Here is a 26,351-nt window from a genome sequence, read left to right as displayed (position 1 = left end):
GCCGCCCGCTCAGGAGCGGCCGGCGTCGAGGGCGGCCAGCACCCGGGCGGTGACCGCCTCCGGGTCGAGTCCGCTCGAGGCCCGCAGGGACGGCACGTCGCCGTGCGGGAGGTAGCCCACGGGCACGCCGCAGCGGACCACCGGCACGTGGACACCCGCGTCGGACAGGGTCTCCAGGACGGCGGTCCCGAGGCCGCCGGCCCGGCAGTGGTCCTCGACCGTGACGACGAGCCGGTGCGCCGCGGCGACCTCGGCCAGGCGGTCGTCGACCGGGTGCAGCCAGCGGGCGTTGGCCCGGGAGACGCGCAGGCCGGCGTCCGCGAGGCGCTCGGCGGCGGCGGCCGACACCGCGGTCATCTCCCCCGCCGCGACGAGCAGCACGTCGCCGGAGGTGCCGTCCCATGCCCAGTGCGGGGCGGACAGCTCCCCCGGACCCGCGCCGGGCCGGCCCTCGGGGAGGTTGCGGTGGTAGCGCACCAGGGTCGGGCCGGAGCGCTCGACCGCGGCCCGCAGCAGCGCCGCCATCTCGGCCGCGTCGGACGGGGTGGCGACCGCGGCGCCCGGGACGTGCCGCAGCAGCGCCACGTCCAGGAGCCCGTGGTGCGACGGCCCGTCGCCGCCGGTGATCCCGGCCCGGTCGGCGACGAAGACGACCGGCAGGTCGTGCAGGCCGACGTCGAACAGCAGCTGGTCGAAGGCGCGGCCGAGGAACGTCGCGTGGATCGCCACGACCGGCCGCATGCCCGCCATCGCGAGGCCCGCGGCGAGGGTCACCGCGTGCTGCTCGGCGATGCCGACGTCGAGGATCCGGCCGGGGAACCGCCGCGTGAACGGGTCCAGCCCGGACGCGCTCGTCATCGCCGCGGCCACCACGACCACCCGATCGTCGGCGGCGGCGAGCTCGCACAGGGTCTCGTTGAGCACGTCACCGGCGGGGCGCCGGCCGGCCGGTCCGGCCGCGGCGGTGCCCGTGTCGGCGTCGAACGGGCCGACGCCGTGCAGGTGGTCGACCTGGTCGCGCTCGGCCGGCGCGTAGCCCTCGCCCTTGCGCGTGACGACGTGCACGATCACCGGGCCGGTGGTGTCCCGGGCGGTGCTCAGGACCCGCTCGGTCGCGGCGACGTCGTGCCCGTCGACCGGGCCCAGGTACCGGCAGCCGAGCACGGCGGCCGACCGCTCCCGGCCGTCGGCGCGCAGCTCGGCGAGCAGCTGCGCGACGGCGCCGGTGGTGGGTGCGTAGCTGCGGGCGTTGTCGTTGAGCACGACCACGACGTCGAGGCCGCGGTCGGCGATGTCGTTGAGCGCCTCCATCGCCATGCCGGCCGTCAGCGCCCCGTCGCCGATGACCGCCACCACCCGCCGCCGCCGTGTCCCGGCGCCGTCCGGGGCGAGGCGGAACGCGGTGGCGAGGCCCGCCGCGTAGGACAGGGACGTCCCCGCGTGCGAGTTCTCCACCCAGTCGTGCTCGCTCTCCGTGCGGCACGGGTAGCCGGACAGCCCGCCGAGGGCCCGCAGCGACGCGAACCGCTCGGCGCGGCCGGTGACGACCTTGTGGATGTACGACTGATGGCCGGTGTCCCAGAGCAGGACGTCCTCGGGGCTGTCGAAGACGCGGTGCAGCGCGAACGTCAGCTCGACGACGCCGAGGTTGGGGCCGAGGTGCCCGCCGCGGGCCGCGACGCTGCGCACGACGAGGTCGCGGGCCGCGCGGGCCAGGTGGCCGAGGCGTTCCGGCCCGGCGGCGCGCAGCTCGGCGACGGTCAGGCCGCCGAGGTCGAGTTCCAGGTCGGCGGCGGTCACAGGGCCGGGCCGTCCTGCCGGCCCGCCGGCTCGCGGTCGCCGAGGTCCTGCTGCTCCAGCTCGTTGAGCAGGTCCTCCATCTCCTGCGCGGAGCCGGCGGCGAGCAGCGCCTCGATCTCGCCGTCCTCCACGACGTCCGCGGAGGCCGGGGAGCCGGCGGGAGCCGGGGCGTCGGCGGCGGGAGCGCCGCCGCCGGCCAGGTGCTCGGCGATGGCCGCGGCGAGCGAGGCCGCCGTCGGGTCGCGGAACATGTCCGACATCGGCAGCGAGGTCCGCAGCTTGTCGCGCAGCAGCGAGATGAGCTGCATCGCCATGAGCGAGTCGCCGCCGAGGTCGAAGAAGTTGTCCAGGACGCCGACGCGCTCGATGCCGAGCAGCTGGCCCATCACCTCGACGACGAGCCGCTCGTCCTCGTTGCGGGGCGCGACGTAGACGGTGTCGACGTCGGGCCGGCCGTGCCGCTGCGGCGCGTCGCCGCCGGAGGGCTCCGGGGCGGGCGCGGCCGGGATCGGCTTGCGCGCCGCCGCGACGCGGGTCGCGAGCGGGCCGGTGGAGACCGCGAACGTGCCGGCCGGGCGGTGCAGGGCCGCGTCGATCGTCACGGTCAGCTCGTCGGCGTCGATGGCGTAGCGCTCCCGCTGCCCGCCGAGGGACTGCTCCCCGGGGCGCCGCCAGTGCTCCCAGGCGACCGTGGTCCACCGGGCGGCCCCCTCGGAGCCGGCGCCACGGGCCGCGGCGAAGGCCTCCGCCCACAGGTTCGTCGCGGCGTACGGCGCGGTGGCCATGCCGCCGAGCGCGGTGACGAGCGACGTGACGAGCAGGCACGCCCCGACCGGCAGCCCGTCGGCGGCCGCGGCGAGGGCGCGCAGCCCGGCGACCCGGGTCCGCAGGTGCGGCGCCAGGCTCTCCGCGGTCATCTCGGCCAGGCCCGCGACGCCCTCGGTGGCCGAGGGGCCCGCGGCGAAGAGGACCGCGTCGACGCGTCCGTGCCGGTCGGTGGTGCGGCGCAGGATCTCGCGGACCGCGTGCTCGTCGGCGCAGTCGGCGGTGACGACCTCCACGGTGCCGCCGAGGCCCTCCAGCTCCCGCAGCGAGGCGGCGTCGCCGGTGCGGATGTCGGCCAGCACGACGTTCGCGCCGGCCGTGCCGAGCAGGTGCGCGGCGGCGGTGCGGCCGAAGAAGCCGAGCCCGCCGAGGATCACGTAGGTGCCGCCCGGGCGCGGGGCCGCCGGCGCCCGGTCGTCCGGGCAGGGGGCGTAGGTGCGGGTCCAGCGACGGCCCGCCCGGTACGCCACCAGCTGCGGCGCGCCGTCCGTGGCGAGCTCCGCGGCGAGCGCGTCCACGCCGGCCGCCACCGGGTCGGCGGCGCCGAGGTCGATGCCGCGCGAGCGCAGCTGGGCGTGCTCCTGCTGGGCGAGCAGCGCCACCGTGTGCAGCGCGGCGAGCCCGGGCGAGACCGGGTCGTCGCCGTGGACGTCGAACGCGCCGCTCGTGACGACCACGAGCTCGACGACACCGTCACCGGCGTGGCGGCGGGCCGCGTCGACGACCGGGGCGAGCGCGGTGAGGCCCTCGAGGCCGGCGCCGGGGTCGCCGGGCAGCAGGACCACCCGGTCGACGCGATTCCCGCCCGTCTCCGCGAGCCGGGCCGCGAGGGCCGCGGCCGAGGCCACGACGGTGCCGCCCAGCCGCTCGGCGAGCGGGCCGGCGAGTCCCGTGCCGCCGTCGAGCAGCAGCACCCGGCCGGGCTCGCGGGCCGCGGTGACCGGCGCGCTCTGCGTCCACACCGGCATGTGCCACCAGCCGTCCGGGGACGGGATGCGCGCGTCGCCGGAGACGGCGGCCGGGGCCGTGGCCGCGGCGGGCGCCTCGGCGAGCGGGGCGACCCAGTGCCGCCGGCGCTCGAACGGGTACGTGGGCAGCGACAGCCGCAGCCGCCGCGTCCCGGCCCACAGCCCGGACCAGTCGACCTCGATGCCGGCCGCCCAGAGCGCACCGACCGCCGACAGGACGCTCTGCCGGGCGTCGGCGCGGTCCTGCGCGCCGGGCACCGGCCGGATCGCCTCGGCCCACGGACCGGCCCCGCGGGTGAGCCCGGTGAGCACGCCGCCCGGGCCGGCCTCCAGCAGGACCAGGTCGGCCCGCTCGGCGAGGGTCGCGACGCCGTCGGCGAAGCGGACCGTGCCGCGCACGTGCCGGGCCCAGTAGCCGGGGTCGGTCGCCTCCTGCGGGGTGATCCAGGTGCCGGTGACGTTGGAGATCCACGGCTCGGCCGGCGCCCGCAGCTCGACACCGTCGAGGGCCGCGAGCAGCGCGCCGAGGGCGGGCTCGGTCATGGCCGTGTGGAACGCGTGCGAGACGTGCAGCCGCTGGGCCGGGATGCCGGCGGCCTTGAGCCGCTGCTCGGTGGCGTCGACCGCCTCGGCCGGGCCGCCGACGACGATGACCGCCGGGCCGTTGACCGCGGAGATCTCGGCGCCGTCGGCCAGGTACTGCGCGGCGTCGGCCGGGGCGAGCGGCACCCCGAGCATCGCGCCGCCGGGCAGGGCCGAGAGCGCGGCGCCCCGGGCGACGACGAAGCGCAGGGCGTCGGCGAGGCGGAAGGTGCCGCCGACGGTCGCGGCGACGAGCTCGCCGATGCTGTGGCCGAGCATCGCCGCCGGCCGGATGCCCGCGGTCGCGAACAGGCGCACCAGCGCGTACTCGACGACGAACAGCGCGGGCTGGGCGAAGGCGGTGTCGCGCAGCCGGTCCGCCAGCTCGGTCGTGGATCCCTTGGCCAGCAGCAGCTCGCGCAGCCGCGCCGCGAAGTCCGGCTCCAGCGCGGCCAGGCACTCCTCGACCGCGTCGCGGAAGGCGGGCATCGTCTCGTGCAGGGTGCGGGCCATGCCCGGGTACTGGGTGCCCTGCCCCGGGAACAGGAACGCGACCCCGGACGCCGGCGGGTCGGCGCGGTGGGTGAGCACCCGCTTCGACGACGGCGCGTCGAGCGCGTAGGCGGCGTCCTCCACGTCGCGGGCCAGGACGGTGCGCCGGTGCGGCATCGGCCGGCGGCCCATCTGCAGGGTGTACGCGACGTCGGCGAGGTTGGCCGCCGGGTGCTCGCGCAGCCAGCGGGCCAGCCGGGCGGTGGACTCGTGCAGCGCGGTGGACGTGCGCGCGGAGAGCACGAGCAGCTGGCCGCGCTCCGCGGGGTCCGAGGGCGCGGGCCGCGGTGGTTCCTCGATGATGACATGCGCATTGGTACCGCCCATGCCCAGCGAGTTGACCGCGGCGAGACGCGGGCCGTCGGACTCCCACTCGGTCAGCGCGTTGTTGACGTAGAACGGGCTGTCGTCGAGGCGCAGCTGCGGGTTCGGGCTGCGGAAGTGCAGCGTCGGCGGGATCAGCCCGTGCCGGACGGTCTGCACCGCCTTGATGAACCCGGCGATGCCGGCGACCGCGTCGAGGTGGCCGATGTTCGTCTTCACCGAGCCCAGCGCGCAGTACTGCACGCGGTCGGTCCACTGCCGGAAGGCCTGGGTCAGCGCGGCGACCTCGATCGGGTCGCCGAGCGGGGTGGCGGTGCCGTGGGCCTCGACGAACCCGATGTCGGCGGGGTCGACGTCGGCCGCGCGGACCGCACCGGCCGCGGCCTGGGCCTGGCCGAGCACGCTCGGGGCGGTGAAGCTGGCCTTCGTGGCGCCGTCGTTGTTGACGGCGCTGCCCTTGACGACCGCGTAGATGTGGTCGCCGTCGCGCAGCGCGTCCGCGAGGTGCTTGAGCACGACGACCCCGGCGCCGCTGCCGACGACGGATCCGCCCGAGTCGGCGTCGAAGGCGCGGCAGTGCCCGTCCGGCGACGAGGTGCCGCCGGGCTGGTGCAGGTAGCCGCCGCCGACGGGCATCCGGATCGACGAGCCACCGGCCAGGGCCATGTCGCACTCGCCGCTGAGCAGTGCCTGGACCGCGACGTGCACCGCGACGAGCGACGACGAGCACGCGGTCTGCACCACGCAGCTCGGGCCGCGCAGGTCGAGCTTGTACGACACCCGCGAGGTCAGGTACTCCTTGTCGTTGCCGACCATGATCTGCAGGTCGCCGACGACGTCCACGACACCGCCGCCGGCCATGAGGTTCATCGGCAGGTACGTGTTCATGGTGCTGCCGCCGTAGACGCCGATGAGCCCGGCGTAGCGGCGCGGGTCGTAGCCGCTGTCCTCCAGCGCCGCGTGCGCGCACTCGAGGAAGACCCGGTGCTGCGGGTCCATCACCTCGGCCTCGCGGTTGCTGTAGCCGAAGAATGCCGCGTCGAAGTCCTCCGCTCCCTCGAGCACGGCCGATGCCTTCACGTACCGCGGGTTCTCCAGCAGGTGCTCGGGCACGCCCCGGGCGCGCAGCTCCTCGTCGCCGTGCATCGCGATGGACTCGATGCCCTCGCGGAGGTTGCGCCAGTACTCGTCCGGGTCCGCGGCACCCGGGAAGCGGCAGCCGATGCCGATCACGGCGATGTCGGCCGGGGAGGTCACCACATGCTCGGTCACTCAGATACTCCTTGCGGACGTGCGGATCGGTCGGCCAGGCCCCGCTGCCGGCCGCGGGCTTGCCGCCGGGCGACCGGCCGGGCCGGTGGCGCGGCATCGGTGCCGTCGCCGCCGGACGAGCCGGGTGCCGCGGCCGGCGCACCGGCCTGCCGGGCGAGCAGCTGCTCGACGTGCTCGGCGAGCAGCCGCACGGTCGGATGTTCGAAGAGCGTGTGCAGCGGGAGCTTGCCGACGCCGACGCGCTCGGAGACCGCCGCGAGCATCGGGACCACCGCGAGGGAGTGCCCGCCGAGCTCGAAGAAGTTCGCGTCCGGGTCGACGCGGTCCAGGCCGAGCTGCTCCTGCCAGGCCCCGGCGACCGCCGATCGCACCCCGCCGTGCCCGGTGACCGCGCGCTCCTCGCGGGAGCGGCGCAGCAGGGCGTCCTCGTCGAGCTTGCCGTGCGCGGTCCGGGGCAGTGCCGCGACCCGGATGATCCGCCCCGGCACCATGTACGCGGGCAGTCGCCGGGCGAGCTCCGCACGGGCCGCCGCGGGGTCGCAGGCGGTGCCGACGACGACGCCGACGATCCGGGCCGGTTCCGCGCCGCGGTCCAGCAGGGCGACCGCGTCCTCGGCGCCGGGACAGTCGCGCAGCACGGCCTCCACCTCGCCGAGCTCGATCCGGTAGCCGCGGATCTTCACCTGGTGGTCGAGGCGGCCGAGCAGCAGCAGCTCGCCGCCGGTGACGAGGCCGACGTCGCCGGTGCGGTACATGACGCCGGAGCCGGCGACGGGGTCGGGCAGGAACCGGGCCTCGGTCTCGCCGGGACGGTTCAGATAGCCCGCGGCGACGCCGGGGCCGCCGATGTACACCTCGCCGACGAGACCGGCCGGAAGGAGCCGGCCGCGCTCGTCGAGGACGTAGACGTCGCTGCGCCCGGTGGCCGCGCCGACCGGCAGGGCACCGTCGGCGGGCGGGCCGCCGTCGGCTCCGGTGATCCGGGCCCGGTCCACGAAGTGCATCGTGCAGTTGATGCTCGCCTCGGTCGGCCCGTACCCGTTGATGATGCCCGTGCCCGGGCCCAGCAGCGGCAGCACGTCGCGGACGGCGGCGGCGGTGAGCATCTCCCCGCCGAGCACCAGCAGCCGCAGCCCGGCGAGCGAGACGCCGTGCGCCACCAGCTCGCGCAGGAACGACGGGGTGGCGAACAGGGTCTCGACCCGGTCGCGGCGCAGGAACGCGCCGAAGGCGTCGGGCGCGTAGCGCTCCACGGGCTCCGGGACGCACAGCGTGCCGCCGAACAGCACGGTCGTCATGAGCTCCTGCAGCCCGAAGTCGAACGACAGGGCGAGGGTCTGGGCCAGCCGCATCCCCGGGCCGGCGCCGAGCCCCTTCACCTGCCAGCGCAGCAGCGGCAGGACCTGCGCCGAGGTGATCGGCACGCCCTTGGGCCGGCCGGTCGTGCCGGACGTGTACACCACGTAGACCACGTCGCCGGCGTCGAGCACGGGACCGCCGTCTCCGGCGGGCTCGGGCGCGTCGGCGCCGGGCCGGGTGACGACGGGCAGAGTGACGACGGGCAGGCTGACGACGGGCCGGGCCGGGCCGGCGAGGCGGGCCAGCCGCTCGGCGTGCCCGTCGTGCTCGTCGGCGAGCACGGCACCCAGGTCGCAGTCGTCCATCATGTACGCGAGGCGCTCGTCCGGGAAGTCGGCGGGCAGCGGCACGATCCCGTAGCCCTTGGACCACGCGGCGAGCATCCCGGTCAGGAACCGCACCGGATCGGCGAAGCACAGGCCGACCAGCGGGGTGCCGACCGCGGCCGAGGCGCGCACGGCGGGCAGGACGGCGGCGGCCGCGGCCGCCTGCGCGGCGAGCCGGGCGTAGGTCCAGCGCTCACCGGCCCGGGCCACGGCCTCGGCGTCCGGGCGCAGGGCGGCCTGCTCGGCGAAGAGCGCGCCGAGCGCCCGCGGCGGCTCGTCGCCGTCCGGCGCGGGCAGCACCGACATCGGCGGCGCCGCGAGCGCTCCCGGCGGGCCGCCGTGCCAGGCGAGGGGCGCGTGCGGGGCGGTGGCGGCGTGGCGCACCAGGCTCGTGAACAGCTCGGCCAGGAGGGCGCCGGTGGCGTCGTCGAAGACCCGGCCGTCGTAGGCGAACCGGCCCCGCAGCTCGTCCCCGGCGGCGGTGAACGCCACGTCGAGGTCGGCGAGGGGGCGCGGGGTGCCGGCGAGGTACGGCGTGAACCGCTGCGCCCCGGCGGTCACGACCGCGCCGGGCAGGTCCAGCCCGGCGGCGCCGAGGCCGGTGACGCCCGGCTCCGGGTCGTCGAGGAGGTCGAACAGGGCCGGGAACAGCGCCGCGGCGGCCGTGCGGGAGCGGCGCAGGTGCCGGGCGACGACGGCGAGCGGCACGCGGGCCGCGTCCATGCCGTCGAAGAGGGCCTGGCGTGCGGCCCGGACCGCCGCCGCGGGCGTCGTGCCGGGCGGCAGGTGCAGGCGGATCGGCAGGGTGTTCACCAGGTACCCGACCGCGCCACGGCGGCGGCTGCCCTCCCGGGCCGCGAACGGCACCCCGACGGCGATCGTGTCGTTGCCGGTCAGGCCGGTGAGGAACAGCCCGTACAGGCCCAGCAGCACCGCGAACAGCGTGGTCCGCTCGGCCTGGGCGAGCGCGTGCAGCCCGGCCGTGGCCGGGGCGTCGAGCCGCATGGTGACGGCCGCGCCGGGTGCGTCGGTGCCGCCGCGGGGCGCGGGGACCGGCCAGCGCACGTCGGGCAGGTCGCGCAGCCCGGCGGCGAGGCGTTCGGCGAGCGCGGCGGTCCCGGGTGCCCGCAGGTACGCGGCCTCCTCGGCGACGACGCCGGCGAACGCGGCGGGCGGCGGCGGCAGCGCCTCGCCGCGGCAGACCCGCAGGATCTCGTCCATCACGCGGGCGATGGAGTGCAGGTCGGCCACGAGGTGCGAGACCCGCAGCACCAGGACGGGAGCCACGCCGGGCGCGGTGAGGACGGTGCACCCGAACAGGGGGTCGGCGGCCAGGTCCAGGGGTGTGCCGAGCAGCCGCCGGGTCCGCGCCTCGAGCTCGTCCGGCGCGGCCAGCTCGTGCACGGTGCACCAGGCGGCCTCCCCCGGTTCGCGCACGGTCAGCGTCTGCTCGCCCGGCTCGCCCGCGAACCGGCTGCGCAGCGCGGGATGCCGGGCGACGACGGCGGAGACGGCCCGCGCGAACACGGCCGGCTCGAGGTCTTCGGGCAGCCGTACCGAACGCGCGATGGTGTAGTCGGCGGCGCCGCGCGCGTCGACGGCGCTGAGGAACGCGAGCGCCCGCTGCCCGACCGTCATGCCCCCGTCGCCGTCCGGGCCGGGCTGGTCCTGCTCGCCGTCGCCGTCCGGGCCGGGCTGGTCCTGCTCGCCGGTGCCGTCCGCGCCGCCGGTGTACCGCGCGAGCTCCCCGGCGAGGGACGCCGGGGTGGCGCCGCCGAGCAGGACCGACAGCGGCACCTCGGCGCCGGTGCGGGTCGCCAGCTCGTCCTGCACCCGCAGCGCGCGCAGCGAGTCGAGGCCGAGCGCGGTCAGCGGGGTGCCGGGGCGTACCGACGCCGGCTCCACGCCGAGGACGGCGGCGATCGCCTCGCCGATGCGCGGGTCGACCGGGCCGGTGGCGGCCCCGTCCCCGGGCGCCGCTCCGGCGGCGACGGTCAGGACCGGCAGCTCACCCGCGAGGTACCGGCGGCGGCACTCGGACCGGCGGACCTTGCCGCTCGTGGTACGGGGCACGGCCCGGGGCGGGACCAGCACGACGTGGTCGAGGTGCACGCCGTGGGCCTCGCTCACCGCCGCGCGGATCGTGTCGGTGAGCCGGCCGGGGTCGGCGTCGCCCCGCACGGCCTGCACGAGCACGAGGTCGTCGCCGTCGGTGAAGACCGCGCCGACGCCCGCCGGGAGGCTCGGGTCGGCGGTCTGGGCGGTCGTCTCGATGTCGTTCGGGTGGTGGTTACGGCCGCGCACGATGATGAGGTCGGTGGCGCGGCCGGTGACGAAGAGCTCGCCGTCGCGGACGAACCCGAGGTCGCCGGTGCGCAGGTAGGTGTGCTCGCCGACGCGGCAGCCGAACGTCGCCCCGGTCTGCTCCGGGCGCCGCCAGTAGCCCGCGGCGACGTTCGGGCCGCGCACGAGCACCTCGCCCTCGACGCCGTCGCCGGCGGGGACGCCGTCGCGCACGACGAGGACCTCGTCGACGCTCCACGGGCCGCACGAGACCACCTCGGTCGGGTGGCCGTCCCCGCGGTCGAACGGCACGATGCGCGGCGCCCGGCCGGGCGCGACGCCGCTGACGAGCAGGGTGGCCTCGGCCATGCCGTAGGAGGGGGCGAACGCGGCACCGTCGAACCCGCTGCCGGCGAACACCTCGCTGAAACGGCGCACGGTCGCGGGGCGCACCGGTTCGCTGCCGTCGCAGGCGACCCGCCACGAACGCAGGTCGAGCCCGTCCGGCACCCCGTTCGCGGCGGCGATCTGGGCGCAGAGGTGGTAGGCGAAGTCCGGCGCGGGGCTGATCGTGCCGCCGTACCGGCTGATCGCGCCGAGCCACCGCAGCGGGCGGCGCAGGAACGCGGTGGGCGGCATGAGCACGGCGGTGGCCCCGGCGTAGAGCGGGTGCAGCACGGCGCCGATGAGGCCCATGTCGTGGTAGAACGGCAGCCAGCTGACCACCACGTCGGCGGGGGTGGTGCCGAAGACCCCGGCGATCTGCGCCTCGTTGGCCATGAGGTTGGCGTGGGTCACCATGACGCCCTTCGGGTCGCCGGTGGAGCCCGAGGTGTACTGCAGGAACGCCAGGTCCCGCACATCGGCGGCCGGCGCCCCATCCGCCGGCTCGCAGCCGAGGGCCTCGCCGAGCGGCCGGACCACGGCACCGCTGCCGGTCAGGTCGTCCCCGTCGCCCGGCACGTCGTGCAGCACCAGCGCGGCGCCCGCGTCGGCGATGATGCGGCGCAGGGCCGTGAGGTGCGCGGCGGCGGCGCCGGGCGGTGCGACCGGCACCGCGACGCACCCGGCGTGCAGCACGCCGAGGAACGCCGGCAGGAACGCGAGTCGTGGCGGTACCAGCAGGACGACCCGATCGCCGCGCGCGCAGTGCCGGGTCGTGTAGGCCGAGACGCTGCGGACCTGCCGGTCGAGCTCGCCCCAGGTCAGCGCGCTGGTCTCGGCCTCGCCGTCACCGAGGAACCGGTAGGCGACCGTGTCCGGGCTGCGCTGCGCCGTCTCGCTGAGTAAATCGACAATCGTGCATGCTAAAGCCTCCCCCGAAGGCACGATGCGAAAGCCCCCCTTTGGCGTCCGGCTGATAGCGCTCTCTCGCGTGCTATGCGCAGCCTTCCGTGCAGGCCGTCCACCTGTCAAGCATCGGCGTATGGAGATGCGTGAGAGGGATTACCCGGCGGCGGGGGCGGCCAGCAGGCGCATGACCTCGGCCGGTCGCTCGTGCACGAGGAAATGACCGGCGTCGAAGCGCTCCACCGTGCAGGCGGCCTCCGTGAGCGCGGACCACGCCCGCGCGGAGTCCTCGGACAGGTGCGGGTCGTCGACGCCGCGCAGGACCGTCACGGGCATGCGCAGGGGCTCCCGGACCCGCGGGACGTAGGTCTCGGTGACCGCGAGATCGGCCCGGATGAGCGGCATGAGCAGGTTGCGCATCTCCTCGCTGGCCAGGATCTCCGGCGGGGTGACGCGCAGCGCCGAGAGCAGCTCCACCACGGTCGAGTCCGGGCTGTCGTGGACGCGGGGCAGCGTCCGCGGCACGTGCGGCGCCGGGTACGACGCGACGAACAGGCGCACCGGCGGCCGGCCGCGCTCGCTGAGCCAGTGCGCCAGCTCGAACGCGACCAGCGCGCCCATGCTGATGCCGAACAGCGAGTACGGGCCGCGCAGGGTGGGCAGGATCGCCGCTCCGGCCTGCTCGGCCATGGCCACCGCCGAGGTCAGCGGCGGCTCCTCGAAGCGCTCCCGGCGGCCGGGCGGCTGCACGGGCACGACGGCGATCCCGGGCGGGGCCTGCCGCCGCCAGGGCCGGTAGATGGCCGCGCTGCCGCCCGCGTACGGCAGGCAGTACACCGGATGCGCGTCCGGCGACCCGGGCGGCAGCGGCAGCCAGGGGTTGACGTCGGGCACGGCCTACGGCTGGGCCGCGGCCGGGAAGAGCTCGGCGGCCAGCGCGCGCGCCTCCGCGGCCCACGCCACCAGCATGCGGAACACGTTGGCCCGCTCCGCGTAGAGCCGGTCCGCGTCGACCGCCTGACTGCCGTAGACCTCGTGGTTGTCGCGGGTGGCGCGGGTCAGCATCACCGGGATCAGCCACGTCCACTTGGCCGCCATCACGCACATGCCGAGCCGGACCGCCCGCTCGTCGGCGTCGTACCCGGCGTCGCGCAGGCCCTGCACGTATCCCCGGAAGACGCCCTCGTCGAGCGCGGGCAGCTCATCGGACGGGCGCAGCAGGTCCAGGGCCGTGTCCGACACGAAGTTGCCGATGTCGCCGCCGACCCAGCCCTCGCCGGCGAAGGCCCAGTCGACCAGGACCAGGCGCCCCTCGTGCTCGAAGACGTTGTTGGGCCACAGGTCGTGGTGGCACAGCGTGTGCGGCAGCGCCTCGCCCCAGCTCACGAACTCGTACCGCTCCCGGCACAGCCGCAGCACGTCCTCGCGCAGCTGCCCGCCGAAGTGGGTCCGCATGAGGCGGGTGTCCCAGGCGTCGGCGTTCTCGAGCATCTCCCAGTTGATGTCGGGCGACGTCGCGTCCGGGGTGTCGAGGTAGTCGCGCAGGACGTTGCGGCTGAACGGCACCGCCGACTTGCGCCAGGCGTCGTCGACCAGGCAGGTGCCCTGCGCGCGGCCGAGCTGCCGGGCGTGCTCCTCGGTGCGCCGCACGGTCCAGGTGGCCCCGCCGTTGCCGGACACGTCCTGCATCCAGAGGCTGATCTCGCCGCCCCCGCGCCGGAACGCGCCGAGCAGGCCGGGCAGGGCGATCCCCGCGTCGGTGTAGGCCTGCGGCTGGCCGGCCTCGTAGAACAGCGCCTCGCGCTCCCAGAACCGGTAGTTGGCCGGGTCGTGCGAGCCGCGCCAGACCTTGCCACCGGCGTCGGCCGCGGGCGCGACGACCTTGACGACCGCGCGGGCGTCACCGGCCTGAGCCCGGAAGACTCCGGAGGTCACGCCGATGCGCTGGCCATGCGCGAGCGGGGTGAAACTGACGTCGTCCCGGCCGAGCACGCTACGCGCCTCGGCGGACAGCTCGGCGTCGATCTGAGTATCCGGCAACTCGCCCTCACGGTGACAGCAGGCAACAGAACCGGCACATCGTAACGTAGCGATCCGGTCACCAGTGGCCCCGTTTTCGAAAAACGATTTCCCGGCACGGATCGGCGCGGCAATGATCGAACATTGACCGACGATATTGGTACGAGTCTTTGAAGTAAATTCCCGAAGACGGCGGAGTAACGCGCAGGCCGCATTGATCGACATTCACGATTCGGCAACAATGGCTTTACAAGCTGGGCATACGTCCTCCCGATGGCCCGCGAAAGGGATACCGGGAATCGCTTTTCGGATTGCCGCCCGTCGCCGCGCACACCTAGCGTGATGCGCGTTGTGGCACCACCTCGGAGCAATCTTGAGCGAGAGGAATCATCGGTGACGCAAACCCACGAAGCGGTGCGGTGGACCATTCCCGATCAGCTGCGCCTGCGCGCGGCGCAGCGGCCCGGCGCGGTGGCGCACGAGGTGGCCGGCGGGGTCGCCCTGACCTTCGGCCACTGGGACGCCGCCTCCGACGCCGCCGCCCACGGGCTGGCCGCGCGGGGCGTGACGCCCGGCTCCCGCGTCCTGCTCAACGTCTCCGCACGCCACTGGACCGACTACGCCGTGGCCTGGGCCGGCGTGCTCAAGGCGGGCGCCGTCGCGGTGCCGGTGTCCCCGTCGGCCGGGCGCGAGCAGGCCACGGCGGCCTTCCTCGCGTCCCGCGCGGTGCTCGTCGTCGGCGACAGCGACCTCGTCGACGGGCCGCGGTGCACCGTGGCCGAGCTGATCGCGGACCGGCCGCAGACGCCGCTCGCCGTGGCGGTCTCACCCGCCGACGACGCCGAGATCATCTACACCTCGGGCACCACCGGGCGGCCCAAGGGCGTCGTCGCCACGCACGAGAACCTGCTGTTCTCCCTGATGCGCTCGCGGGCGCGCGCACCGCGCACCGCGCTGCACGCGCTGCCGCCGGGCACGACCGTCGGCCAGGGCCTGCTCGTGCAGCCGCTCGGCCCCGCACCGCACCGCACGCTCACGCTGCCGCAGTTCGTCCCCGCGGAGGTGCTCGAGGCCATCGACCGGTTCCGGCCGACGGATCTGGTGCTGGTGCCCGCGATGGCGATCGCGCTGGTCACCGCCGGCGCCCGGGGCGACTACGACCTCGGCAGCGTGGAGCAGGTCCGCACCACCAGCGCCCCGATCCACCCGGCGACGCTGCAGGCCCTCGCCGAACTCTTCCCGGCGGCGCGCATCCGCAACGTCTACTCGACCACCGAGTGCTGGCCGCGCCGGATGGCCACCGACTTCGACCGCGCCCGGCCGCGCTCGCTCGGCCGCCCGGCCGCCGGGTCCGAGGTGCGCATCGTCCTGCCGGACGGCGGCCTGGCCCCGGCGGGCGTGGCCGGCGACGTCCAGCTGCGCAGCGACGCGCCGCAGCGGCGCTACGACGGCGAGACCGCGGAGTCGGCGGTGTTCCTCGACGGCGGCTGGACCCGCACCGGCGACATCGGCCGCGTCGACGCCGACGGCTACTTCTATCTGGTCGACCGCAACCCGGACCTCGTCAACACCGGCGGGCTCAACGTGTCCACATTGGACGTCGAGGCGTCGCTGATGGAGTTCCCGGGCGTCGTGGAGGCCGCCGTGTGCGGCGTGCCCCACCCGGTGCTCACGGAGTGCGTGATGGCCGCCGTCCGGGCCCGGCCCGGCCTCGACCTCGCGGCCCTGCAGGAGTTCGCGCGCGAGCGGCAGGGCGCGGCCGCGCCGCTGCGGATCGTCGTGGTCGAGGACATGCCGCGCAACATGATCGGCAAGGTCGACAAGCGGCAGCTGCGCAAGGATCTGGAGCAGCACGCGGACGCCCGGCCCTACGAGCCGCCGAGCACGCCGACCGAGGTCCGCGCGGCCGAGCTGTGGTCGGTGGCGCTGGACGTCGGCCCGGTCTCCGCGGGCGACGACTTCCTGCAGCTCGGGGGCGCGTCACTGGCGGCCATGGAGGTGGTCAGCGAGCTGTCGGAGGAACTCGGGCGCCGGGTCACGGTCCGCGACCTGCTCGACAGCACGAGCCTGCGGGAGTTCGCCGCACGCGTCGACGCCGCCGCCCCGGCCGACGGCGACGAGCTGAGCGGGGTGCCCGCGTGAGCGCGGCGACGACCGGCGCGGTCGCCGGGCCGCCCGCGCCGGCTTCGGCGGTGAGTGCGCCACTGTCGTACAGCCAGGAGTCCTTCCTCGCCGAAGGCGAGTCCGCGGTGAACGTGCCGGCCGTCGTGGAGCTGCCCGGGCCGGCCCCGGCCGAGCGCGTGCGGTGGCTGCTCGACGAGCTGACGGCGCGGCACGGCGCCCTGCGCACCGTGCTGACCCGCGGGGCCGGTTCCGGCTCGCCGGTCGAGCAGCGGGTCGCGGACGCGGCCCGGCTGGAGCTGACCCGCGAACGCCACGACGGCCGCGCGGGCGAGCTGCTGCCCGGCTGGCTGCTGGCCGGCTCGCAACGGCCGTTCCGGCTCCTGGACGCTCCCCTGGCCCGCGCCGAGCTGCACGCGGCGGACGACCGGCACGTCCTGGTGCTGTGGCTGCACCATGCCGTCAGCGACCTGAGCACGAGTCAGGTGCTCGCCGACGAGGCGGCCCGGCTGTGGCGGGGCGAGCGGCTGCCCCGGCCGGTGACCCACATGGCCGACTACGCCCGGCAGGAGCGCGGTGTGCGGCCGACCGCGGCGCAGTGGCGCTACTGGGAGGCGGCCCTGACCGGGTGCGACGACACGTTCGGCCTGCCGTACCCGGCCGGCCCGCACGCCGGCCACCTCGTCGAGCGCCCGGCGCTGCCCGTGCTGCCGGCCGACGTGGTCGCCGCGCTGCAGCGGCTCGCCGCGGGCGGGCGCACGACGATGACCGCGGTGCTCGCGGCTGCGGCCGTCGCCGCGCACCACGAGTCGGCGCGGGCCGAGCGGGTCGTGATCGGGCTGACCGTCGGCAACCGCGACCAGCCGCACCTGCGCCCGGTGGTCGGCTGCCTCGCCGACCAGCTGCCGCTGGTGGTCGGCCTCGGGGGCGGCCCGACCTTCCGCGGCTTGGTCGGCCGGGTCCGGGAGGCGCTGCTCGACGCCTACGAGCACCGGCTGCCGCTGGGGTGCCTGGCCCCGCTGCTGCCGCGGCGGCAGGCCCCGGTGTTCGCGGTGAACCTCAACTTCCTGCCGCCGGCCCCGCGGCCGGCCGGGGCCGCACCCGCGGCGCCCGGCGACGAACGGGCCGTGCCCTACGGCATGGTCAAGACCCGGCCCGACGGGTGGTGGCTCGGGGACGCGACCGTCGCCTACCGGCCGCGCATCGACGGCGGCCGGCTCACCGGCGAGGTGGAGGGCGACGGCGAGCTGCACGGCCCCGCGCGGGTGCGCCGGTTCGCCGAACGGTTCAGCGGCGTGCTGCGGCGGGCCGCCCGGGAGCCGGACCTCGGCCTGGCCGCGCTCGTGGCCGGCCTGTGAGCACCGAAGGGAGATCCCGGTCATGACCCGGACACTGGCCGAACCGGCCCACCGGCCCGCCAGCTACTACCAGCGGGACTGGGTGCGCGCGTGCGCGGCGGGCCGCTCGTACTACAGCCTCCCGATCGCCTGGGACGTCGAGGGCCCGCTCGACGCCGAGGCGGTGCGCGTCACGCTCGCGGGCCTCACCGAACGGCACGCCGCCCTGCGCACCGGGTTCCGGATCCGCCCCGGCGGCCCCGATCCCGACGTGGACCAGATCGTCATGCCGTCGCTCGAGGCCGACCTCACGGTGATCGACCTCGCGGGCGCGGCCGATCCGGGCGCGAGCGCGGACGCGCACATCGTCGCGCAGTCGCAGCGGCCCCGGGTGCTGGACCGCCCGCCGCTGTGGCACGCCTCGCTGCTGCGGCTCGGCCCGGACCGCTTCGTGCTGGCGCTGTTCGTGCACCACCTCATCTTCGACGGCTGGTCGCACGGCGTCCTGCACGACGAGCTGGTCCGCTGCTGCCGGGCGGTGCTGCAGGGCCGGGCGGCGCGCCTGCCCCGCCTGGCCCTGCACCTGGGCGACCACACGGCGGCCGAGCGGGCGGCGCGCGACGCCGGCCACGAGCGGTGGTGGCGCGAGCGCCTGCGCGACCTGCCGCCGCTGGCCCCGCTGCCGCCCGTCGGCGGCCGGTTCATCTGCGCACCGATCGCGCCGCTGCCCGCCCCGGCCGCCGAGGCGCTGCGCCGCGCCGCGGCCGAGCACGGCGGGGGCCTCAGCACCGCGCTGCTGGCCACGCTGTTGCTGGCCCGCCGCGCGCACGCCGGCGACGACCAGGTCGTCGGCGTCACTCGCGCGGGCCGCGACCGGCCGGGCGCCCAGCGGGTCGTCGGCCCGCTGCTCGACCATCTGCCGGTGCGGGTCGACGTGTCGCGCTCCCGGGACTTCCCGGGGCTCGTCGCCGACGTGGCCCGCGCGTACCGGGAGGCGCTCGCCCACCAGCTGCCGCTCGGCCGGATCCGTCAGGTGGTCCCCGACGACCTGACCGCGCGCCGGCAGCGCCTCTTCGACACCCGGTACAACTACCTGCCGGCGGCCGCGCCCCTGGCCGCGACGCTGAGCGCGCCGGACGGCCGGGCGGTGCGCATCGCCGCCCGCCCGATCGACCCGATGCGGCTGTCCCCCCGGCACACCGAGGACCACCCCGAGGTGCTGCCGCTGTCGTACAACCTGCGCCGCGACCCCGACGGGGCCCTCGGCGGCGACGTCTGCGGGCACGACGGGCTGTACCCGCCCGAGCGGCTGGCCGCGGTCGCCGGGGAGTTCGCGGCCGTCCTCGCCGAGGCCGCGGCGGCGCTGCGATGGTGACGGCACCGGCCCGGGCGGCGACGGCGGCGGCGCTGCCCGGCCGGCGGCGGGCCACCGTGCTCATCGCGTGCGTGGCGAACTTCGTCGTGCTCGCCGACGCGACGATCGTCAACGTCGCGCTGCCGGCCATGCGGCACGACCTGCGCATCGCCCCGGCGCAGCTGCCGTGGGTGGTCGACAGCTACACGCTGGTGTTCGGCGCCTGCCTGCTCCTCGGCGGGCTGGCCGCGGACCGGGCCGGGCCCCGGCTGCCGTTCGTCGCCGGCATGGCCGTCTTCACCGCGGGCTGCGTGCTGTGCGGCCTGGCGGGCGACGCCGGGGCGCTGTTCGCCGGCCGGGCGGTGCAGGGCGCCGGCGGGGCGCTGTTCAGCCCGGCCGCGCTCGCGCTGGCCATGGCGGCGGCCGGGACCGCGGCCGAGCGCGTGCGGGTGCTGGCGCTATGGGGCGCGCTCGGCGCCGCCGCCGTGGCCGCCGGTCCGGTGCTCGGCGGGCTCGTCACCGCGTCCCTCGGCTGGGCCGCGCTGTTCTGGCTCCCGGGCCTGCTGTGCGGGGCGGCCGCGCTCGCCGCGCTGCGGCTGCCGGCGGGCGGCGGGGACGTGCACGCGGGACCGGCCGGCGGCGACCGGGCACCGGACCGCGCGGCGTTCCCGGCCCGGCGGGTGGCGGCCGCCTGCGCCGCGACGGCGCTGTCCTGCGGGGCGCTGGTGGGGGTGAGCTACGCCGCCACCCTGTGGCTGCAGGAGGTGCTGGGCTTCGGCGTGGTCACCGCCGGGCTGTTGCTGCTGCCGCTGAGCCTGGGCATCGTGGCCGGCTCGGCCGCCGCGCCCGCGCTGCTGCGGCGGTGCGCGCCGTGGCGGCTCGCGGTGGCCGGGTCGGTGGTCACGGCCGCGGGCATCGCGGCGCTGATCCCGATGACCGCGCGGTCGCCGGTGGCGTGGCCGGTCGCGGCGCTCGCGCTGCTGGCGTTCGGCTTCGGCGCGCAGTCCGTGCCGGTGACGCTCGCCGCCACGGCCGTACCGCGCCGCGCCGGGCTCGCCACGGCCGGCTACCAGACGGCAGGCCAGCTCGGGGGCGGCGTGGGCCTCGCCGCGCTGGCCGCGCTCGCGGTCGCCGCCGGCGGGGCCGCGCCCGCCGGGGCCGGCACGATCCCTGGCTACCGGGCCCTGTTCGCCGGGGCCGCGCTGGCGGCCGTCGCCGCGGCGCTGCTCGGCGCCGGGATGCGGGAGTCGGCGGCGCCGCGCTCAGAAGTCCCAGCGGCGCCGGAGGATCTCGGACCCGTCGACGGTGACGCGGGCCGTGGCGGTGCCGGCCTCGCGGGTCAGCCGCAGCCGGACCTCCGTGCGGACCCGCTCGCCGGTGGGCAGCACGACCGTCGTGTCGGCCGCGCCCTCGACCCGGGTCGCCGCTGAGGCGTCCCGATCGGCGGCGGCGCGGACCCGATTGGCCGCGTCCACCCGCACGCCCCCGCGCGGCAGCAGCGCGCTGGTCTCGTCGCCCAGCACGACCGTGACCCGCTCCTGGGCCGGTTCCCGGACGATCTGCCACTGCGGCCGGTGCGACAGCCACGGCGACCCGGCGCCCCGGCGCGCCGGGGCCGGCACCGTCGCCGGCTTGCCGGCCCCGGCGGGCGCCACGGGGATCGTGAGGCCGGCCCGGCCGACCCGCAGCGTCCCCCCGCCGGCGACCGGCCACAGCCGCGGGAAGGCGCTCTCGCTCACCGCCACGCGCAGCGCGTGGCCGGCCGGCAGCTCGTGACAGGCCGGGTCCAGGACGATCCGCACCGCCGAGCGCTCGGCCGGGACGTCGGCCAGGATCCCGCCGGTGATGAGCACCGAGCGGCCGGCCGGGTCCACGTCGGTCAGCTTGACCACGACCCGGCGCGCCGACGACCAGGTCAGGTCGAGCGTCACGACCGGCCGGCCGAGCAGCAGCAGCGGCTCGCGGACCGGCTCTGCGGTGACGGTGGCCGCGCGGGTGTCGTCGTCGTGCTGGTCGAGGGCCCGTTCGGCGCCGGCCGCGGGGATGCCCCACACGCCGCTGAGCGCGCCCACGGTGGCGTCGGGCGGGGCGCTCACGCCGTCGCCGGCCCGCAGCGGGACGGCCTCGGACGCCACGTCGCCCGGCGGCCAGGCGTCGAAGTCGTGCCAGCCGGCCTCGGCGCCGGGCAGGTGCAGTGTCACGGGCGGCTCCGAGTCGATGCCGTTCGCCTCGCCGGCCAGCCACCGCCGCCACCAGCGCAGCGCCAGCGCACACGTGTCCGAGGGGTGCTCCGGCGCGTCGTCGGGGATCGTGTGCGACCACGGCCCGACGAGGAGCTTGCGCGGGCCGCCGAGCCGCTCGAAGGCGCGCAGCGAGCCGTCGCAGAACATGTCCCGCCATCCCGCCACGCACAGCACCGGCACGGTGATCGCCGCGGCGTCGACCACCCGCTCGCGCCACCGCGGGTCGCCGGCCGGGTGCCGGTACAGGTCGGCGAGGTAGGGCTGCGCGTCCTCGGCGCGCCGCCGCCAGCGCCGCTGCTCGTCGGCCGCGTGGAAGTCGCCGACCGGCGGCAGGACCTGGTTGTGCAGGGTGGCCAGGCCCCACATCGCCAGGGCGGTACAGCAGCCGGGTGCGCCCCCGGGGTGCACGAAGTCGCGCTCCGGGTCGAGCATGCCCAGCACGGACACCACCGCCCGCAGCGCCGGTGGCCGGCGGGCGGCCGTGCGCAGCGCGAGCAGGGCGCCGTAGGAGAAGCCCCACATGCCGACCGCGCCGGTGGACCACGGCTGCCCGGCGGCCCAGCGCACGAGGTCGACGCCGTCGTCGGCCTCGGCCGGGTCGAACGGCGGCCGGGCGAGGCCGTCGGAGGAGCCGAGCCCGAGCGGGTCGGCGAGCACGCAGGCGACACCGGCCGCGGCGAACTCGTGCAGCACCGCGCGGACCCCGAGGCCGCCGAGCGCGTCCTTGCGGTACGGCAGCAGGCAGACCACCACCGGGGCCGGACCGGCGCCGCGGGGCAGGAACAGGTCCGCCGACAGCGTCACGCCGGGGGTCGCCGTGGGCACCCGGGCGTCGTGGCGGACCTCGACGTCGTACCGTTCGCCGTTCGCCGATCCCATCGGCCCTCCTCAGCTCGAGTCGCGCACGACCAGGCGAAGGCCGAGCGTGATGTGCTGCACCGACGCCGACGGGTCCGCGATGCGCTCGGCGAGCAGCCGGGCACCGATCCGCCCGGACTCCTCGAACGGCTGGCTGACGGTCGTCAGGCCGGCCGCCTCGGCGACGCTGCCGTCGTCGAAGCCCGCCACGGCGAGGTCCTCCGGCACCCGCAGCCCCTGCCGGCGGGCCTCCAGCACCAGGCCCGCCGCGAGCAGGTCGTGGTGGGCGAAGACCGCGGTCGGCGCCGGGCGCAGGGCGAGCACCTCACCCAGGGCCCGGCGGCTGCTCACGATGTCGTTGCCGGTCAGCACCGTCGGCACCGCGGCCGCGTCGATCCCGGCGCCGGCCAGCACGCCCAGGAAGCCGCGGTTGCGCCGCTGCCCCTGGGAGAGGAACGCCTGGGACTCCTGCGGCTCCTGCAGGAAGGCGAACGACGTGTGGCCGCGCTGCAGCAGGTGGCGGGCCAGCATGGCGCCGCCCTCCTGGTCGTCGATGTTGACGGTGCTGAACTCCGGCCGGGCGCTGTCCACCAGGACCGTCGGCAGCCCCCGGGCGCCCAGGTGCTCGGCGAGCTCGTCGTCCAGCGGCAGGCCCATGATGAGCAGCCCGTCGAGGCGCCCGGTCACCGGCAGCGTGCGCAGCAGCGGCGACACGCTCGCCGCGGCCGACTCGTGGTCGTAGACCACGACGTCGCGGCTCGCGCCGTCGGACTCGGCCAGCACGCCCATGAGCCGGCGGCGGAACGAGTCGTAGGAGGTGAACGGGGCGAGCACGCCGATCCGCCCGACGCCGCGCCGGGCCTGGGACACCGCGACGCCCTTGGGCACGAACTGCAGCTCCTCGATCGCGCGCAGGACGCGCTCGCGCGTCTTGGCGTTCACCCGGCTCGGCCGGTTGATCGTCTGCGAGACCGTGGAGATGCTCACCTTGGCGTAGGCGGCCACGTCGTAGATGGTGACGGCGTCAGACACGGCTGGGCTCACCCGGCTCCCAGCCCTGGGGTCGGGCGGGGTGTTGGGCAGGGTGTTGGGCGGGGTGTTGGGCGGGGTGTTGGGCCAGGTGGCCGGCCGCCGCGCGGCGCCGTCGCTGCTCGACCGGGTCGGGCACGGGCGCCGCGGCGAGCAGCGCCTGCGTGTAGGGGTGCTGCGGCTGTTGCGTCACGCGGGCCGCCGGGCCGGTTTCCATCACCCGGCCACGGTAGAGCACGACCACCCGGTCGGCGGCGTGACGGATCAGCGCCAGGTCGTGCGTGATGAACAGGTAGCCGATCCCGGACTCGCGCTGCAGGCCGCGCAGCAGGTTGAGCACCTGCGCCTGGACGGACAGGTCCAGGGCGCTGGTGGGCTCGTCGCACACGATGAGGCGCGGGCCGGCGACGAGCGCCCGCGCGACGGCGATGCGCTGGCGCTGACCGCCGGAGAACTCGTCCGGGTAGCGCTCGGCCGCGTCCTCCGGCAGCCCGACCCGGCCCAGGACCTCGGCGACGCGCTCGCCGGCGCCCGCCGCGCCGCCGTGCGCGAGCAGCGGCTCGACCAGCGTCTGGCGGATGGTGCGGGACGGGTTGAGCGAGCCGTACGGGTCCTGGAAGATCGGCTGGATGTAGCGCGTCAGCTCGCGCCGGCGGCGCCGCCCGGCCGCCGTGATGTCCTCGCCGTCGAAGCGGACGCTGCCCCCGGTCGCGGGGACCAGTCCCAGCACCACGTTGCCGATCGTCGACTTGCCCGAGCCGCTCTCCCCGACCAGCGCGACCGTCTCGCCGGGCGCGACCGTCAGGCTCACGTCGCGCACCGCGTCCGGCGGCCGGCGCCGGCCCCGGCCGTAGTTCACGGTCAGCCCCCGCAGCTCCAGCAGCGCCTCGCCGTTCACAGCGCCGCCACCTCCTCCGCGCGGATGCAACGGGTCACGCGGTCGCCGGACCCGCCCGTCAGCGGGATGGTCCCCGCGGCGCACTCGTCGGCCGCGAACCGGCACCGGGGGCGGAACCGGCAGCCCGGCGACCATCGCCCGGGCGACGGGACGGTCCCGGCGATGGTCGGCAGGTCCTGCCCGGCCACCGCGAGGTGCGGGTTGGCCTCGAGCAGGGCGCGCGTGTACGGGTGGCGGGGGTCGGCGTAGAGGTCCTCGACGCCGGCCTGCTCGACGACCTCGCCCGCGTAGACCACGACCGCGCGGTCGCAGATGTCGGCCAGCACGCCCCAGTCGTGCGTGACCAGGATGACGGCCATGCCGAGGCGGCGGCGCAGGTCGCGCAGAAGGTCGAGGATCTCGGCCTGGACGGTGACGTCCAGCGCGGTGGTGGGCTCGTCGGCGACGAGCAGGTCGGGCTTCCCGGCGAGCGCGAGGGCGATCGCGACCCGTTGCGCCATCCCGCCGGACAGCTCGTGCGGGTAGCGGCGCGCGACCCGCTCCGGGTCGGTGAGCCGGACGGTGCGCAGCAGTTCGACCGCCTCGCGGGCGGCCTGTCGCCGGCTCATCGGGGTGTGCCGGCGGATCACCTCGGCGACCTGGCCGCCGACGCGGAACGCGGGGTCCAGGCCGCTTCCCGGCTCCTGCGACACCAGCGCGATGCGCCGGCCCCGGACGCGGCCGAACCCGCGCTCGTCGAGCCGGGTCAGGTCGAGGACCGGCCCGGCGCCGGGGCGGAAGCGGGCGGCGCCCGCGGTCACCGCGCCGCCGGCCGGCAGCAGGCCGAGCAGGCTGCGCGCGATCATCGTCTTGCCCGAGCCGGACTCGCCGATGACGCCGACGCACTCCCCCGCCGCGACCGAGAAGCTCACGTCGCGCACGACCGTGACCGGGCCGCCGGGTGCGGAGAACTCGATCGTGAGCCCGTCCACCGACAGCAGTGGCTCGATCGGGCACTGCCCTGCCGCCCGCTCCTGCGGGGCGGGCGGCGCGGTGTGCGGCCGGGCCGGGCGCGGCCGGGCCGCCGGCTCGCGGTGCTCGGCGGTGACGTCGCGGACCGCGTCGCCGAACACGCCGAGGGCCAGGACGGTCAGGGTGAGCATCGCGCCGGTGGGGACGGCCAGCCACAGGTCCTCGCCGGTGACCTGGGCCGCCTGCGCGATCATGTTGCCCCAGCTCGGGCCCTCGGTCTCGGGGGCGCTGAGGCCGAGGAACGACAGCGCGCCCTGGACCAGCACGGCGGTCGCGGCGAACAGCGAGACCTGCACGAGGATCGGGCCGGCGAGGCGGGGCAGGACGTGGCGGACCATGATGCGCGCCTCGCCCAGGCCGGACAGGCGCGCGGCCCGCACGTACAGCTCCCGCTTGACGCTCATGGTGACCCCGCGGGCGACGCGCAGCAGCATCGGCGCCGAGATCACGCCGAGCACGACCATGGTGGCGGCCGTGTTGCCCGGGAAGACCGCGAGCACCATCAGCAGCATGACGATGCCCGGCAGTGCGAGCAGCAGGTCGGCCAGCCACGAGATCGCGCGGTCGGCCCAGCCGCCGAGGTGCCCGGCCGTGACGCCGAGGGTCACGCCGAGCACGACGAACACCGCGACCGCCTCGACCACGCTGACGAGCGTGACCTGGGCGCCGTAGAGCAGCCGGCTGAGCACGTCGCGGCCCAGCCGGTCGGTGCCGAGCCAGTGCGCCGCGCCCGGCCCGGCCAGCGCCGCGGCCAGGTCCTGCCGCTCGGGGTCGGCCGGGGCCACCCACCGCACGCACACCGTGGCGGCGGTCAGGGCGAGCAGGAACGCACCGGCGGCCAGCCCCGGGCCGGAGCGCCACAGCCGGCGCCAGCGCGAGCGCCGGGCGGGACGCCCGGACGGGGGCGCGTCGGTCGCGATCAGGGAGATGCTCATGCGGCACGCACCTTCGGGTCGAGCCAGCGGTACGCCAGGTCCACCAGCAGGTTCACGATGATCACGACGACGGTGAAGCAGAACGCCACGCCGGTGATGACCGGCAGGTTGTGGCCGCCGGTCGCGGTGACCGCCTGCTGGCCGAGGCCCGGCACGGAGAAGATGCCCTCGATGAGCACCGCGCCGCTGAGGAGGTTGACGAACAGCAGCCCCAGCATCGTGACCACCGGAATGGCGGCGTTGCGCAGCGCGTGCTTGTAGAGGATCGAGCGCAGCGGCAGGCCCCGGGCCCGCAGCATCGTGACGAACTCCTGGGACAGCACCGCCGCCATCGAGTCGCGGGTCTGCTTGGCGACGAAGGCGATCGACCCCGCCGAGAGCGTGAGCACCGGCAGCGCGATGGCGCGCAGCCAGCCCGCCGGGTCACGCCCCGGGTCGACGTAGCCGCCGGAGGGCAGCCAGGCCAGGCGCACGGCGAACAGCTCGACGACGAGCAGCGCCAGCCAGAAGCTCGGCACCGCGAGACCGGTCAGCGACACCGCGTCCAGCAGCCGGCCGGCCGGGCCGCGGCGCCGCGCGCCGGCGACGCCGAGCCAGGTGCCGGCGACGGCCGAGACGAGCACCGTGCCGACGATCACGGACAGGCTCGGCAGGAGCCGGTCGCCGACGATCTCGGCGACCGGCTGCCCGCTGAACAGGTCCCGGCCCAGGCTGCCGTGGAACAGCTCGCCGAGCCAGTGCCAGTACCGCACGTACAGCGGCTCGTCGATGCCGAGCAGCTCGCGGGTGCGGGCGTACTGCTCGGGGGTGTAGCTGCCCGACTGGCTGCTGAGGATGGACGTCGCCGCGTCCCCCGGCGCGAGCGACACGAGCACGAAGGACAGGGCGGTGACCACGAACAGCAGCGCCACCGACGAGGCGAGCCAGCGCAGCACGGCGCGGAGCATGGCGGGCCGACCTTTCTG

The 26,351-nt window shown here is 76.6% G+C and carries 13 protein-coding genes and 1 pseudogene; 4 read left to right on the top strand and 10 right to left on the bottom strand.

The features are described 5' to 3' along the window. Positions 1 to 9: 9 nt before the first annotated feature. The 5 genes from AC6JBM_RS03780 to AC6JBM_RS03760 all read right to left on the bottom strand — a co-directional run bounded on the left by AC6JBM_RS03780 (position 10) and on the right by AC6JBM_RS03760 (position 13,621). Positions 10 to 1,800, bottom strand: a complete 1,791-nt coding sequence (locus AC6JBM_RS03780) for a 1-deoxy-D-xylulose-5-phosphate synthase (RefSeq protein WP_497982220.1) — start codon at positions 1,798 to 1,800, stop codon at positions 10 to 12. Further along, positions 1,797 to 6,323, bottom strand: a complete 4,527-nt coding sequence (locus AC6JBM_RS03775) for a type I polyketide synthase (RefSeq protein WP_497982219.1) — start codon at positions 6,321 to 6,323, stop codon at positions 1,797 to 1,799. The genes AC6JBM_RS03780 and AC6JBM_RS03775 overlap by 4 nt, the downstream gene beginning before the upstream one ends. Continuing rightward, positions 6,320 to 11,620: an AMP-binding protein gene (locus AC6JBM_RS03770; RefSeq protein WP_497982218.1), complete on the bottom strand. Its 5,301-nt coding sequence runs from the start codon at positions 11,618 to 11,620 to the stop codon at positions 6,320 to 6,322. Before AC6JBM_RS03770 ends, AC6JBM_RS03775 begins: the two co-directional genes overlap by 4 nt. A 117-nt stretch (positions 11,621 to 11,737) precedes the next feature. Continuing rightward, the gene (locus tag AC6JBM_RS03765) at positions 11,738 to 12,475 is read right to left on the bottom strand and encodes a thioesterase II family protein (RefSeq protein WP_497982217.1); all 738 of its coding nucleotides are present in this window, start codon (positions 12,473 to 12,475) and stop codon (positions 11,738 to 11,740) included. 3 nt (positions 12,476 to 12,478) lie between these two features. Continuing rightward, complete coding sequence (locus AC6JBM_RS03760) at positions 12,479 to 13,621, bottom strand: phosphotransferase (protein WP_497982216.1); 1,143 nt, start codon at positions 13,619 to 13,621, stop codon at positions 12,479 to 12,481. Positions 13,622 to 13,993: 372 nt separating this feature from the next. Here AC6JBM_RS03760 and AC6JBM_RS03755 point away from each other — a divergent pair, with 372 nt between their 5' ends. The 4 genes and pseudogenes from AC6JBM_RS03755 to AC6JBM_RS03740 form a co-directional block, all read left to right on the top strand. Further along, on the top strand, positions 13,994 to 15,742 hold the full coding sequence (locus AC6JBM_RS03755) for an AMP-binding protein (protein WP_497982215.1): 1,749 nt from the start codon (positions 13,994 to 13,996) through the stop codon (positions 15,740 to 15,742). Further along, positions 15,739 to 17,079, top strand: coding sequence for a condensation domain-containing protein (locus tag AC6JBM_RS03750; protein ID WP_497982214.1), 1,341 nt, complete (start codon positions 15,739 to 15,741; stop codon positions 17,077 to 17,079). Before AC6JBM_RS03755 ends, AC6JBM_RS03750 begins: the two co-directional genes overlap by 4 nt. Before the next feature lie 22 nt (positions 17,080 to 17,101). Beyond that, positions 17,102 to 18,433, top strand: coding sequence for a condensation domain-containing protein (locus tag AC6JBM_RS03745; RefSeq protein ID WP_497982213.1), 1,332 nt, complete (start codon positions 17,102 to 17,104; stop codon positions 18,431 to 18,433). Next, positions 18,427 to 19,503 (top strand): annotated as a pseudogene (locus AC6JBM_RS03740) (MFS transporter); the annotation flags it as partial. The gene AC6JBM_RS03745 and the pseudogene AC6JBM_RS03740, both read left to right, overlap by 7 nt. 171 nt (positions 19,504 to 19,674) lie before the next feature. On the opposite strand, the gene AC6JBM_RS03735 reads toward AC6JBM_RS03740, so the two are convergent. The 5 genes from AC6JBM_RS03735 to AC6JBM_RS03715 are packed head-to-tail and all read right to left on the bottom strand — an operon-like array spanning position 19,675 to position 26,333. Further along, positions 19,675 to 21,534, bottom strand: a complete 1,860-nt coding sequence (locus tag AC6JBM_RS03735; protein ID WP_497982212.1) for a CocE/NonD family hydrolase — start codon at positions 21,532 to 21,534, stop codon at positions 19,675 to 19,677. A 9-nt stretch (positions 21,535 to 21,543) separates the two neighbouring features. Further along, on the bottom strand, positions 21,544 to 22,545 hold the full coding sequence (locus AC6JBM_RS03730) for a LacI family DNA-binding transcriptional regulator (protein ID WP_497982211.1): 1,002 nt from the start codon (positions 22,543 to 22,545) through the stop codon (positions 21,544 to 21,546). After that, positions 22,538 to 23,440: an ABC transporter ATP-binding protein gene (locus tag AC6JBM_RS03725; RefSeq protein ID WP_497982210.1), complete on the bottom strand. Its 903-nt coding sequence runs from the start codon at positions 23,438 to 23,440 to the stop codon at positions 22,538 to 22,540. Before AC6JBM_RS03725 ends, AC6JBM_RS03730 begins: the two co-directional genes overlap by 8 nt. Further along, positions 23,437 to 25,386: a dipeptide/oligopeptide/nickel ABC transporter permease/ATP-binding protein gene (locus tag AC6JBM_RS03720; protein WP_497982209.1), complete on the bottom strand. Its 1,950-nt coding sequence runs from the start codon at positions 25,384 to 25,386 to the stop codon at positions 23,437 to 23,439. Before AC6JBM_RS03720 ends, AC6JBM_RS03725 begins: the two co-directional genes overlap by 4 nt. Continuing rightward, a complete protein-coding gene (locus tag AC6JBM_RS03715) occupies positions 25,383 to 26,333 on the bottom strand; it encodes an ABC transporter permease (RefSeq protein WP_497982208.1) in 951 nt (316 codons plus the stop codon). Before AC6JBM_RS03715 ends, AC6JBM_RS03720 begins: the two co-directional genes overlap by 4 nt. Between the last annotated feature and the right edge of the window lie 18 nt (positions 26,334 to 26,351).

It is taken from the genome of Dactylosporangium thailandense (genome assembly GCF_059739745.1).
The sequence above is the reverse complement of the archived record's forward strand: the minus strand, read 5'-3'. Positions and strand labels throughout refer to the sequence as shown.